The sequence below is a fragment of the Xenorhabdus sp. Sc-CR9 genome (genome assembly GCF_963897815.1).
GTDB lineage: Bacteria > Pseudomonadota > Gammaproteobacteria > Enterobacterales > Enterobacteriaceae > Xenorhabdus.
Map to the genome: position 1 here is coordinate 1 of NZ_CAWQTY010000178.1, position 12,224 is coordinate 12,224.

At 42.1% G+C, this 12,224-nt stretch carries 12 protein-coding genes; 7 read left to right on the plus strand and 5 right to left on the minus strand.

The window, feature by feature from the left end; translation table 11 throughout:
• Positions 1–89: 89 nt before the first annotated feature.
• Positions 90–482, minus strand: coding sequence for an EamA family transporter (locus AACQ81_RS10970; protein ID WP_237385342.1), 393 nt, complete (start codon positions 480–482; stop codon positions 90–92).
• A 207-nt stretch (positions 483–689) separates the two neighbouring features.
• Between AACQ81_RS10970 and nhaA the strand changes: the two genes are divergently transcribed.
• Positions 690–1,868, plus strand: a complete 1,179-nt coding sequence (nhaA, locus tag AACQ81_RS10975) for a Na+/H+ antiporter NhaA (RefSeq protein WP_237385343.1) — start codon at positions 690–692, stop codon at positions 1,866–1,868.
• A gap of 212 nt (positions 1,869–2,080) precedes the next feature.
• On the plus strand, positions 2,081–3,007 hold the full coding sequence (gene nhaR / locus AACQ81_RS10980) for a transcriptional activator NhaR (RefSeq protein ID WP_237385344.1): 927 nt from the start codon (positions 2,081–2,083) through the stop codon (positions 3,005–3,007).
• Between the two features lie 93 nt (positions 3,008–3,100).
• On the opposite strand, the gene rpsT is transcribed toward nhaR, so the two are convergent.
• A complete protein-coding gene (gene rpsT / locus AACQ81_RS10985) occupies positions 3,101–3,361 on the minus strand; it encodes a 30S ribosomal protein S20 (protein WP_237385345.1) in 261 nt (86 codons plus the stop codon).
• A gap of 349 nt (positions 3,362–3,710) precedes the next feature.
• Here rpsT and ribF point away from each other — a divergent pair, with 349 nt between their 5' ends.
• From ribF to ispH, 5 genes are all read left to right on the plus strand, one after another.
• Positions 3,711–4,655 (plus strand): bifunctional riboflavin kinase/FAD synthetase, encoded by a 945-nt coding sequence (gene ribF, locus AACQ81_RS10990; protein WP_237385346.1) that lies wholly within the window; start codon positions 3,711–3,713, stop codon positions 4,653–4,655.
• 92 nt (positions 4,656–4,747) lie between these two features.
• Positions 4,748–7,561 carry an isoleucine--tRNA ligase gene (gene ileS / locus AACQ81_RS10995; protein WP_237385347.1) on the plus strand — a complete coding sequence of 938 codons (2,814 nt, stop codon included), beginning with the start codon at positions 4,748–4,750 and terminating at the stop codon, positions 7,559–7,561.
• Positions 7,561–8,067 carry a signal peptidase II gene (lspA, locus tag AACQ81_RS11000; protein WP_237385348.1) on the plus strand — a complete coding sequence of 169 codons (507 nt, stop codon included), beginning with the start codon at positions 7,561–7,563 and terminating at the stop codon, positions 8,065–8,067. The genes ileS and lspA overlap by 1 nt, the downstream gene beginning before the upstream one ends.
• A 148-nt stretch (positions 8,068–8,215) precedes the next feature.
• Entirely contained in the window at positions 8,216–8,686 is a 471-nt protein-coding gene (gene fkpB / locus AACQ81_RS11005) for an FKBP-type peptidyl-prolyl cis-trans isomerase (RefSeq protein WP_237385349.1), read from the plus strand.
• On the plus strand, positions 8,667–9,620 hold the full coding sequence (ispH, locus tag AACQ81_RS11010; RefSeq protein WP_237385350.1) for a 4-hydroxy-3-methylbut-2-enyl diphosphate reductase: 954 nt from the start codon (positions 8,667–8,669) through the stop codon (positions 9,618–9,620). The genes fkpB and ispH overlap by 20 nt, the downstream gene beginning before the upstream one ends.
• A 395-nt stretch (positions 9,621–10,015) precedes the next feature.
• Here the strand turns inward: ispH and AACQ81_RS11015 are convergent, their stop codons facing one another.
• The 3 genes from AACQ81_RS11015 to AACQ81_RS11025 are packed head-to-tail and all read right to left on the minus strand — an operon-like array spanning position 10,016 to position 12,155.
• On the minus strand, positions 10,016–11,173 hold the full coding sequence (locus AACQ81_RS11015; RefSeq protein WP_237385351.1) for a hypothetical protein: 1,158 nt from the start codon (positions 11,171–11,173) through the stop codon (positions 10,016–10,018).
• A gap of 13 nt (positions 11,174–11,186) precedes the next feature.
• Positions 11,187–11,498, minus strand: a complete 312-nt coding sequence (locus AACQ81_RS11020; RefSeq protein WP_237385352.1) for an AzlD domain-containing protein — start codon at positions 11,496–11,498, stop codon at positions 11,187–11,189.
• 3 nt (positions 11,499–11,501) lie between these two features.
• On the minus strand, positions 11,502–12,155 hold the full coding sequence (locus AACQ81_RS11025; protein WP_237385454.1) for an AzlC family ABC transporter permease: 654 nt from the start codon (positions 12,153–12,155) through the stop codon (positions 11,502–11,504).
• Between the last annotated feature and the right edge of the window lie 69 nt (positions 12,156–12,224).

Below are 12,224 nucleotides of genomic sequence, written 5' to 3' on the forward strand. Positions count from 1 at the left end.
GTTTCTTTAACAACGGATAAATGTTCAATCAGGGTCATAGGTAAGCGATTAGAAGAGAAATAAGGCTAATTAGATCATGCTATTAATTTTCATTCAATAGATGTTAAAAAAGTATGCTCGCGCCCTGCCAACATGGCAAGCGGCGGTAACATTTCCCGCAAGATAAGCCAGCTCAATAAAGCCGTGATTAATGGCGCACAACCTCTGGCAATGGGATATACCTGCCCCAAGTCTCCTGTCGTATAAGAGCGGCTTAAAAACAGACAATAAGCCGTATGTAAGATCGCAGATAATATTAACCACGGCAGGGAGGACAATGTCGGCAATCCAACCCAAAATAGTCCTAATGTCGCAATCATGCCGGCAAAAAAGACAATAATCGAAATACCCAAGAACCGATCAACACTAATTTTTACTAAAGTATTCCAACTGGCATGCAATAGAGCTGCGCCGAGAACAAACAAGAAAACCAAGGTTGTCATAGAGGGTGTTACTCATATTGTTAGCATAGTTGATGGAAAAAACATCTTCTACTATTTAATACATTTTATCAATGATCCCAAAACTGTTATTTTCATATTGAAATTATTCGTTTTTAACTACACTAATTGCACAAATAATCTGTTTTTTCCGATATCATAACTATCATAACATTAGCGACACCGATCAATTTCAAAGGTTACCTATTCATGACTGCAATTATTCGCCAATTCTTGAAATTGGAGGCAGCTGGTGGAATTTTTCTCATCATTGCGGCCCTTATTGCGCTGGTTATGGCGAATACGCCATTGCAGGGTATTTATCATCAATTTCTCAATCTTCCTGTTGCAGTTCAATTTGCTGCGTTGGAAATCAACAAACCGTTATTGCTATGGATAAATGATGGATTAATGGCAATATTCTTCCTGATTGTCGGTCTGGAAGTGAAGCGGGAACTCATGGAAGGTTCGCTTGCTGGTCGTGACAAAGCGATTTTTCCTGCCATTGCTGCGCTTGGCGGAATGCTGGCTCCGGCACTGATCTATTTGCTGTTTAATGGCAGTGATGACATCACGCGACAAGGCTGGGCAATTCCCGCAGCAACGGATATCGCGTTTGCACTCGGGATAATGGCATTGTTGGGAAAACGAGTTCCCACAGCGTTAAAAGTATTTTTGCTTGCTCTGGCAATTATTGATGACTTAGGTGTTATCGTCATTATTGCTTTGTTCTATACCAAGAGCGTTTCTTTGGGAGCACTTGGACTCGCTGCGGCCATGATCGCACTTCTTGTCTGGATGAACTGGAAAGGAGTAGCCAAAACATCTAATTATCTGATTGTCGGTATTGTTTTGTGGGTTTGTATCCTAAAATCTGGGGTTCATGCGACTCTGGCTGGCGTTATCGTTGGGTTTTTGATCCCTCTGCACGACAAAAAAGGGAATTCACCTTCAGAAGTTCTGGAACATGAACTTCATCCTTGGGTGGCGTATTTGATTCTGCCACTGTTTGCCTTTGCTAATGCAGGGGTCTCATTACAGGGCGTCACAATGGATGGTTTAACAAGCATGTTGCCTGTAGGCATTGCCCTTGGTCTGTTTATCGGCAAGCCATTGGGCATTTTCCTGTTTAGCTGGATTTCAGTCAAACTAGGCATTGCAAAATTACCAGAAAAAATTGGTATGGAGCAAATATTCGCCGTTTCTGTACTGTGTGGGATCGGTTTTACTATGTCTATCTTTATTTCTGGACTGGCATTTGAAGGTCTAAATGACGCTTTCAGTACTTATGCACGTTTAGGCATATTGATTGGCTCCACCACTGCTGCCGTCGTTGGTTATGGATTATTAAGCACACTGTTGCCAAAGAAAAAACGTAGCCAAAAGTAAATGAATAGATTAATTTAAACACAGATACATAAACAATTTCCGAACTAATTCACCCTTTTAATATTCGTGGTACAACATTAGCCATGGCTGCCGCGATTTTTTTTATCAATAGAAAATAGGAGAATGCCATAATCTGGCAGCCTGAAATGTATAGTCACGGCTGTCATATGCCCAATAAAGGGTATTAAAGAGGCATACACAAGGATAAATATATGCGGGTTTCACATTTAAACTTTAATCACCTCTATTATTTTTGGCATGTTTGCAAAGAAGGTTCTGTTGTGGGTGCAGCAGAGGCGCTTTATCTGACGCCACAGACCATTACTGGGCAGATCAAGGCACTGGAAGAACGTCTGGATGGAAAATTATTCAAGCGACAGGGAAGAGGTTTGGTACCTTCTGAACTGGGACAATTGATTTTCCGTTATGCGGATAAAATGTTTACGCTCAGTCAGGAAATGCTGGATATCGTTACTTACAGCCGAGAATCAAATCTACTGTTTGATGTTGGTGTCGCTGATGCTCTGTCCAAGCGTTTAGTCAGCAAAGTGCTGGAAACGGCTGTTGTGGAACATGAGAAAATTCACTTACGCTGTTTTGAATCAACACATGAAATGCTGCTTGAACAACTCAGTCAGCATAAATTGGACATGATCTTGTCAGATTGTCCGGTGGATTCTTCTCAGCAAGAAGGATTATTCTCAGTGAAGCTGGGTGAATGTAAAATCAGTTTTTACTGCCGTCAGCCAATCCCAGAAAAACCGTTTCCAGAATGTTTGGAAGAGCGCCGTTTGCTGATCCCTGGTCGCCGCTCCATGCTGGGCAGAAAGCTACTGACATGGATACGCAATAAAAACCTTCAGGTTGAGGTACTGGGTGAATTTGATGATGCCGCACTGATGAAAGCATTTGGTATGTACCATAACGCTATTTTCATTGCACCTTCCTTCTATGCCAATGATATTTTTGCTGATAGTGATATTGTCGAAATAGGCCGGCTGGATACTGTACAGGAAGAGTATTACGTCATTTTTGCAGAGCGTATGATCCAACATCCGGCAGTTCAGCGAGTATGCAATAAAGATTTCTCGACTTTATTTAGCTCACCTCCCAAAAGTAGTCCTGAAAGATTACGTTAGAACTAGAATATTAAGACCTTTAAATTAAAAAACCTGCAGATACAAAAAAACCGGCTATAAGCCGGTTTTTTTTAGCATAACCAAAACAAATAATTACATTGCTTTGATTTGTGCTGCCAGAGCAGATTTATGACGTGCTGCTTTATTTTTGTGGATCAGACCCTTGCAGGCGTGACGATCAACAATTGGTTGCATGTCATTGAATGCTTTCTGTGCAGTTTCTTTATCGCCAGCAGCGATAGCCGCGTATACTTTCTTGATAAAAGTACGCACCATAGAACGACGGCTTGCGTTGTGCTGACGGCGTTTCTCAGACTGTACGGCGCGTTTCTTAGCTGATTTGATATTAGCCAAGGTCCAACTCCCAAATATATTCTATCGAGGACAATTCAAAGGCCGAGGAATATGCCTGTTCAGCCTTCTTTTGTCAATGGATTTGTGCAAATAAGCGTCGTTGTACGGCGACGCTGGTTACGTTGTGATAGTGCAGGATTTTATCAGCTTACTGAGAGGGAATACAGTCCTTCGCAAGAAAAAAACAGAATGAATCTCAGAGAAATGAGATAAATTAAATATTTTTCGGGCATCTGGCCTATTTTTATTGTATGAATCAGGTTATTAATTAAAACCCTTTGTGATCGTGGGTTAACCTTGCGCTTTGTACAAGGTATAATCCGGCAATTTCCACGGTATTGAGCCAGCTATGGAGCTAATTCGCGGTATACACAATATCCGGTCGCGTCACCATGGTTGCGTGCTGACGATTGGTAATTTTGATGGTGTCCATCGAGGGCATCAGGCTTTATTAAAACACTTGAAGCAAGAAGGGCAGCGTCTCGGATTACCGACGATGGTCATGATTTTCGAACCGCAGCCTCTGGAAGTTTTTGCGGCAGATAAAGCACCAGCCCGCCTGACGAGGCTGAGAGATAAAATAAAATATCTGGCCCAAAATGGCGTTGATTATCTGTTATGCGTAAAATTTGACAAGTATTTTGCATCCAACTCACCGGAATCTTTTGTTTCAAAGTTGCTCGTTGAAAAACTGGGTGTTAAGTTTCTGGCAATAGGTGATGATTTCCGCTTTGGCAAGAATCGCCTCGGAGATTTCTATTATTTGCAGCAGGCAGGTAAACAATACAAGTTTGATGTCGCCAGCACAGATAGTTTTTGTGACAGTGGCCTTAGGATCAGCAGTACAGCCATTCGTCAGGCACTGCAAAGTAATGATCTGGCATTGGCTGAAACATTGCTGGGACATCCTTACAGCATAAGTGGCAGAGTCGTTCATGGTAATAAATTGGGACGTACCATCGGGTTTCCCACAGCCAACCTGCCATTAAAACGTTTAGTGGCACCAGTTAAGGGCGTTTATGCTGTAGAAGTCCACGGATTGGGCGATACCCCTTTGCCGGGTGTTGCAAATATAGGCAATCGTCCTACAGTTGCCGGCCAAAGCCAGCAGCTTGAAGTGCATTTGATTGATACCCAAATGGATTTGTATGGGCATCATATTGATGTGGTATTACGTAAAAAATTGCGTGATGAACAGCGGTTTGCGTCGCTTGATGCGCTAAAACAGCAAATCGCAAATGATGTGGTTGCCGCAAGGGATTATCTCTTGCAGCGATCCGAGTCATATACCTGATACCCAATGAATTTCAAATTGCAGCCAACAAAATAAAGGCAGCAATATGAAAGACAAGGGATATAGCGGAAAATTGGAACTGAGAATCAATAATGAGTGACTATAAAGACACCCTGAATTTACCGGAAACAGGGTTCCCCATGCGCGGGGATTTAGCCAAGCGCGAACCAGATATGTTGAAACGTTGGTACAAAGAAGGTTTGTATCAGGCAATCAGAAAAGCAAAATCTGGTAAGAAAACGTTTATTTTGCATGACGGCCCTCCTTATGCAAATGGCAATATTCATATTGGTCACTCAGTTAATAAAATTCTCAAAGATATTGTTATTAAATCCAAAGGATTATCAGGCTTTGATTCGCCTTATATTCCAGGTTGGGACTGCCATGGTTTGCCAATTGAGCTCAAGGTTGAGCAAATCATCGGTAAGCCAGGGGAAAAATTTTCCGCCGCTGAATTCCGGGCTGAGTGCCGTAAATATGCCATGACTCAGGTTGAAGCACAGAAAACGGACTTCAAACGTCTGGGCGTTCTGGGCGACTGGGATAAACCTTACCTGACGATGGATTTCAAAACTGAAGCAGACATCATTCGTGCATTGGGTCGTATCATCAAAAATGGTCATTTGCTGAAAGGCGTAAAACCTGTTCATTGGTGTACTGACTGCGGCTCTTCCCTCGCTGAAGCCGAAGTGGAATACTACGATAAGACCTCCCCTTCCATTGATGTCAGTTTCCCTGCTGTTGATGCTGATGCCGTATACGCCAAATTTGGTGTAAAACCACAAGGTCTGCCAGTTTCTCTGGTTATCTGGACAACCACGCCGTGGACATTGCCAGCAAACCGTGCAATTTCATTAAATGCAGAAATCACCTACCAATTAGTTAAAATTGATAACGAATGCCTGATTCTGGCGGCTGAACTGGTTGAACAGGTTATGCAACGGTCAGGTATTACTTCATGGGAAGTTGTCAGCGATTGTACAGGTGCTGATCTGGAACTGATGCGCTTTAAGCACCCATTTATGGACTACGATGTTCCTGCTATCCTCGGTGATCACGTTACACTGGAAGCAGGTACCGGTGCAGTGCATACCGCTGGTGGCCATGGCCCTGATGACTATTCCATCAGCCTGAAATATGGTCTTGAAATCGCTAATCCGGTTGGCCCGAATGGTTGCTATATTTCTGGTACATATCCGTCACTGGATGGCATGTTTGTTTTCAAAGCGAACGATATCATCGTTGAACTGCTGAAAGAAAAAGGCGCCCTACTGAGCCTGAACAAAATTCAGCACAGCTACCCTTGCTGCTGGCGCCATAAAAAGCCGATCATCTTCCGTGCAACGCCACAGTGGTTTATCAGCATGGATCAAAACGGTCTGCGTACCCAGTCAATGAAAGAAATCAAAGGAGTACAGTGGATTCCGGGCTGGGGGCAAGCACGTATTGAATCAATGGTCGAAAACCGTCCGGACTGGTGTATCTCTCGTCAGCGTACATGGGGTGTACCGATGTCCCTGTTCGTTCATAAAGAGACACAAGAACCACATCCGCGCACTGTTGAATTGATCGAAGAAGTTGCCAAACGGATTGAAGTGGATGGTATTCAGGCATGGTGGGATCTGGACGCAGCAGAACTATTGGGTGATGAAGCAGCCGATTACACTAAAGCTCCAGATACGCTGGATGTCTGGTTTGATTCAGGAAGTACCCACTCCTCCGTTGTGGATGCACGTCCAGAATTCAACGGCAAGTCCGCTGACCTTTATATGGAAGGTTCTGACCAGCACCGTGGCTGGTTCATGTCCTCACTGATGCTGTCTACTGCTATCAAAGGCAAAGCACCTTATCGTCAAGTGCTGACTCATGGATTCACCGTTGATGAGCAAGGACGCAAAATGTCCAAATCCATCGGTAATACCGTCAGCCCACAAGATGTAATGAACAAACTGGGTGCGGATATCCTGCGCTTATGGGTAGCATCTACTGATTATACTGGTGAGATCGCGGTTTCTGATGAAATCCTGAAACGTTCCGCTGATGCTTACCGCCGTATCCGCAACACCTCTCGCTTCCTGCTGGCAAACCTGAATGGCTTCAATCCGGAGCAACACATGGTGAAAACAGAAGAGATGGTTGTTCTGGATCGCTGGGCAGTAGGCCGTGCTCAAGCAGCACAGGCTGATATCCTCAAATACTATGATGAATATGATTTCCACTCTGTGGTTCAGCGTTTGATGCAGTTCTGCTCCGTGGAAATGGGTTCATTCTATTTGGATATCATCAAAGATCGCCAGTACACCGCGAAAGGTGATAGCCTTGCCCGCCGTAGCTGCCAGACCGCATTATTCCATATTGCAGAAGCACTGGTTCGCTGGATGGCACCAATCCTCTCCTTCACTGCTGACGAAATCTGGAATGAATTGCCGGGCGAACGTGCTCAATATGTCTTTACCGAAGAGTGGTATGAAGGGCTGTTTGGTCTGGCTGACGGCGAAGATATGAACGATGCTTTCTGGGCAGATCTATTGGCAGTACGTGGTGAGGTCAACAAAGTTCTGGAACAGGCTCGTGCTGATAAACATATCCGCAGTTCACTGGAAGCGGCTATCACACTCTATGCAGATGAAGCGCTGGCAGAAAAACTCAACAAACTGTCCGATGAATTGCGTTTTGTACTACTGACTTCTCAAGCTGAAGTTGCTGCTTACACTACAGCCGGAGACACCGCACAACAAAGCGAACTGGCTGGTCTAAAAGTAGCTTTCCGCAAAGCTGTCGGTGAGAAATGCCCACGTTGCTGGCACTATGCCACAAATGTGGGAGTGGTGGCGGAACATGCAGAACTTTGTGGCCGCTGTGTGACTAACGTTGCCGGCAACGGTGAAGAGCGTAAATTTGCCTGATGAATAAACCCATTTGCTCCACTGGACTCCGCTGGCTTTGGCTGGTTGTTGTGGTATTGATATTGGATTTGGGAAGCAAACACTTCGTGTTGCAGTATTTCTCGTTGTATGAATCTATCCCGTTGATACCTTCTTTCAATCTGATGTATGCCCAGAATTTTGGTGCGGCTTTCAGCTTTCTGGCAGACAAAGGTGGCTGGCAACGCTGGTTCTTTGCTTTGGTGGCAATATCCATCACTGTTGTGCTTCTGGTGATGATGTATCGTTCCAGTGCTAAGCAAAAACTGAGCAATATCGCCTACGCCTTAGTGATTGGTGGGGCATTGGGGAATTTGTTTGATCGTCTGGTACATGGCTTTGTTATCGATTTCATCGATTTTTATGTCGGGGAATGGCACTGGCCTACTTTTAATATCGCCGATTCTGCAATCTGTATCGGGGCAGCTCTCATTATCATCGAGAGCTTTATCAGCCCAGATGACAAAAAATCAGTATCGAAAACTTAGCCACTGAAGAAAGCATAGTCATTGAAGAAAATATAGTCATTGAAAATGATAATAAATCAGCTCCGGTTAATAAAATTGGGGCTGGTAATTTCATCTATACCCAATGTCGGTATACTTGTAATCATTTACAGTAGAAGGTTTGAGCAACATGTCAATGCAGGTGCAAATGCACAGTGCGGTTTTATTACACTTCACATTAAAGCTGGATGATGGCTCAACGGCAGACTCGACTTACAGTCAAGGCAAGCCAGCATTATTCCGTCTTGGTGATGGTAGCCTCTCTGCCCCTCTGGAACAGCAGCTTCTTGGTCTGAAAGTTGGTGATAAACATCAATTCACGCTGGCGGGGGAAACCGTTTTCGGTAAACACAACCCTGACTTAGTACAGTACTTCACTCCACGTGATTTTGCTGACTCCGGTATCCCGGAAGCAGGAACCATTATGTTATTTACAGCCATGAATGGCAGTGAAATGCCGGGATTTATCAAAGAAGTGGCTGAAGGTTCTATTACTGTTGATTTTAATCATCCACTGGCTGAACAAAACATCACTTTTGAAATTGAAGTGTTGGAAATTGACCCTCAGTGGGAGGAAACCCATGCAAATATTGCTGGCTAACCCTCGTGGTTTTTGTGCTGGTGTTGATCGTGCCATCAGCATTGTAGAACGGGCGCTGGAACTATACGGTGCCCCGATTTATGTTCGCCATGAAGTCGTACATAACCGTTATGTCGTCGATAATCTAAGAAAGCGTGGGGCTATCTTCATTGAAGAAATTTCAGAAGTGCCTGATGGTGCCATTCTGATTTTCTCTGCACACGGCGTTTCTCAGGCCATTCGCGCAGAAGCCCGCTCCCGTCATCTCACCATGCTGTTTGATGCGACCTGTCCGTTGGTAACCAAAGTTCATATGGAAGTTGCAAGGGCTAGCCGCAAAGGTAAAGAAGCGATTCTAATTGGACATGCAGGTCACCCGGAAGTGGAAGGCACCATGGGCCAATACAATAACCCTGAAGGTGGAATGTATCTGGTGGAATCACCGGAAGATGTGTGGAAACTGCAAGTCAAAGATGAAAATAACCTCTGTTTTATGACACAAACCACGCTTTCTGTAGACGACACTTCAGAAGTGATTGATGCACTCAATGCCCGTTTCCCGAATATTGTCGGCCCACGCAAAGATGACATCTGTTATGCCACAACCAACCGTCAGGAAGCAGTGCGTGATTTGGCTGATGGCGCTGATGTGGTTTTAGTCGTTGGTTCCAAAAATTCATCAAACTCAAATCGCTTGGCCGAACTAGCACAACGTATGGGAAAACCTGCTTATTTGATTGATTCTGCCGATGATATACAAGAAAAGTGGGTCAAAGGTGTGAGTGCAGTCGGTGTCACAGCGGGCGCATCTGCGCCTGATATTTTGGTGCAACAAGTGATTGATCGCCTGAAAATTCTTGGCGCAGAAACAGTTAACGAACTAAGTGGCCGTGAAGAAAATATTGTCTTCGAAGTACCAAAAGAATTGCGTGTTGAAGTGAAAGAAGTAAATTAACACTGGATTCGCTTGAGGGCAATAATTTCAGCATATGTAAACTCCAACTCGGCTTTTTCGAGTTGGAAATTTTCGGTTGATAGTTACAGTTGTCAGTAATCGATTCCGATATAATTTTCCGACAAAAAGCCGTTTCAAATAAAGTAATACCTAAAAGATGTTCATGCGAATTGCCAGAGGCAGAAGAATAGATAGGCAAGAATAACTAATTTCCCAATAGATTTTGAAATAACTCCGTCAATGAAATATCAAATAGGTCTATCATAATAATCTAATCTACTAATGATAGACCTAACGATTTATCCATTAGATACAAACCCTTATTAATAATAAATTATTGTTGTTAATAAATTAACGTTAATTATTTCTTACAATACTACTTAATGATGTTTTATTTAATTAAGCCTATATTTTAAATCACTAATCTCTACTAATTCAGCCTGGTTTATCATTGTTAATACATAATCCAAACAATTATGAAAACCCCAAAATTCGGTGTAATCATAAATACCTTCTTCCGCTAATTTTTCAGCATTAGCTTCCCTTAACGCCGCATAATTATACCAGTCTTTCACACTACTTACTCGATGATGCCAGTCATGGCACACGAGTGACCCTTGTACTACCAGCATTCTAATAGGCAGATGATAGAATAAGTGTGCGATAGACCAAACTACCCACTGAGACCAATATTTTAAGGCAAAACTCTTGGGGCAAGGTGAACCACAGAAACGACCTAGAGAATTATTGATATGACTATCACGAATAGTTTCTTTTTCTTTACGTAATAGCCAGACATGCTCTGTTATTAAATGTAATAATGATGCGATTTGGTAAACTATGACATAAGGAACAACGATCATGAGAAGAAAAGAAACGATGCCTAAATACCAAATTAGATAACCTAATATCATGAGTTGAATGATTGTCATAATAAATCTATATTTTGGAACGCCTACTAAATTTGATTTAATTCTACCGATAAAATATGACAAATGAAAATATGGGCTAAGTAAAGTTAAAAGTAAATTCAGATAAAGCCGGCTTTTAGACTTTCCAGGGATAAAGCCTAATTTATATATTGCAGCGAGATCTTTATCCTCTATTGTTGAAAAATCTTTGCCATGATGCTCATAGATATGAAATTTACGATATGAATCATAAGGTTGGGTAATCAATATTGTTGAAAAAATTTCACATAGTATTTTATTACCTGTTTGAATTGATAGTAAATTGCCATGTACACCTTGATGAATAATTGTGGCAACAACATATCTAGCACCTGAAGCAGAAAATAAAACACCTATAGCATAGATAACAATAGTAAAGAACAGTGACATTTCGCTGGTAAGCGACCAGTGGATAAGTAATGTACCAACAACAATCCAGCTAAGTGACCAGAAAATCATTTCAATAGAACTTGATTTCCATAATGGCTTCCTATCAGGAATATCTTTTCCCGTCAGCCAAGTCCATGCGCCTTGAAAAGGTAAGATTCTATAAGTATTTCGAATATCAGTAGACTCCTTATAAATTTCGTTTCCTGTTTTCATAATTCTCTCCTATCTATAAGATAACGGATAAAATATAAAACGCGATCAGACTAACAATAACGCAAACAACAATATTACGAATAAAAAAAGCAAATATAGTCGTCAGCAACGCTCCCCATAGATACGGATTATTGGGTAACTCTCTTAATTCTCCATGTTCCATTAATATAATGGGGCCACATATTGCAATAAGTAAGCACGGTGCGGAATATTTAAGTGACTCATTTAATATTCTTGGTAACTTTATTGGCATTTTAGGTTCTAAAAAAATATATCTATTTAAAAAAATAATACTGGCTAAAGTAAAAATCAATGTCCAGATCATTATTTATTCCTTCGCCAATCTAGCAATAAATACAGAAAAGAACATGCCACTCACACCTGCAATAATAATTGCCCCCTCAACATGTAAGTAAGATAACAACATAGATAAAAACAAAGAAAAACAAACCCCTAAAATCACGCTAAGCTTTTTAATCATAGGTACAACAATAGTGATAAAAGTAGCAACAATAGAAAAATCCAGATGATATTTTGCAAGATCAGGGATAGAGGAAGCCATAAAAATCCCCAACAAACTAAACAGATTCCAACACAAATAAAAACATAAACCAGCACCAATCATATAACCGGGCGTTAAAGTCTGTTTATTTTTCTGGGCACTACTAAGGGCAAACAACTCGTCTGTTAGTAAAAAGCCGATTGGTAACCGATAACGAGCTTTTAACACCGAAACATATTCACGCAATGTCAAGCCATATAGAAAATGCTGAGCTGTAATAAAGAAGACAGAAATAATAATGGTAAATATACTCGCACCTGATGACAATAACCCCAAAGCCACTAACTGTGCCGCCCCGGCAAATAAAATAGCTGACATACTAATACTTTGACCTAAAGTCAGACCAGATTGTACAGCAACAGAACCCACCAATATCCCCCAAGGGATAACTGATGAGCAAAGCGGCAACATATTATACATGCCTGACCAAAACCCCCTCCAGGGAGAAGCTTTCGACTGAATATCAATATGCGAATCGGAGAATGATTT

What these genes read in the sequence shown, in the direction of transcription:
- AACQ81_RS10970 (WP_237385342.1), bottom strand. Translation starts at nt 482, where the DNA reads ATGACAACCTTGGTTTTCTTGTTTGTTCTCGGCGCAGCTCTATTGCAT.
- nhaA (WP_237385343.1), top strand. Translation starts at nt 690, where the DNA reads ATGACTGCAATTATTCGCCAATTCTTGAAATTGGAGGCAGCTGGTGGA.
- nhaR (WP_237385344.1), top strand. Translation starts at nt 2,081, where the DNA reads ATGCGGGTTTCACATTTAAACTTTAATCACCTCTATTATTTTTGGCAT.
- ribF (WP_237385346.1), top strand. Translation starts at nt 3,711, where the DNA reads ATGGAGCTAATTCGCGGTATACACAATATCCGGTCGCGTCACCATGGT.
- ileS (WP_237385347.1), top strand. Translation starts at nt 4,748, where the DNA reads ATGAGTGACTATAAAGACACCCTGAATTTACCGGAAACAGGGTTCCCC.
- lspA (WP_237385348.1), top strand. Translation starts at nt 7,561, where the DNA reads ATGAATAAACCCATTTGCTCCACTGGACTCCGCTGGCTTTGGCTGGTT.
- fkpB (WP_237385349.1), top strand. Translation starts at nt 8,216, where the DNA reads ATGTCAATGCAGGTGCAAATGCACAGTGCGGTTTTATTACACTTCACA.
- ispH (WP_237385350.1), top strand. Translation starts at nt 8,667, where the DNA reads ATGCAAATATTGCTGGCTAACCCTCGTGGTTTTTGTGCTGGTGTTGAT.
- AACQ81_RS11015 (WP_237385351.1), bottom strand. Translation starts at nt 11,173, where the DNA reads ATGAAAACAGGAAACGAAATTTATAAGGAGTCTACTGATATTCGAAAT.
- AACQ81_RS11020 (WP_237385352.1), bottom strand. Translation starts at nt 11,498, where the DNA reads ATGATCTGGACATTGATTTTTACTTTAGCCAGTATTATTTTTTTAAAT.
- AACQ81_RS11025 (WP_237385454.1), bottom strand. Translation starts at nt 12,155, where the DNA reads ATGTATAATATGTTGCCGCTTTGCTCATCAGTTATCCCTTGGGGGATA.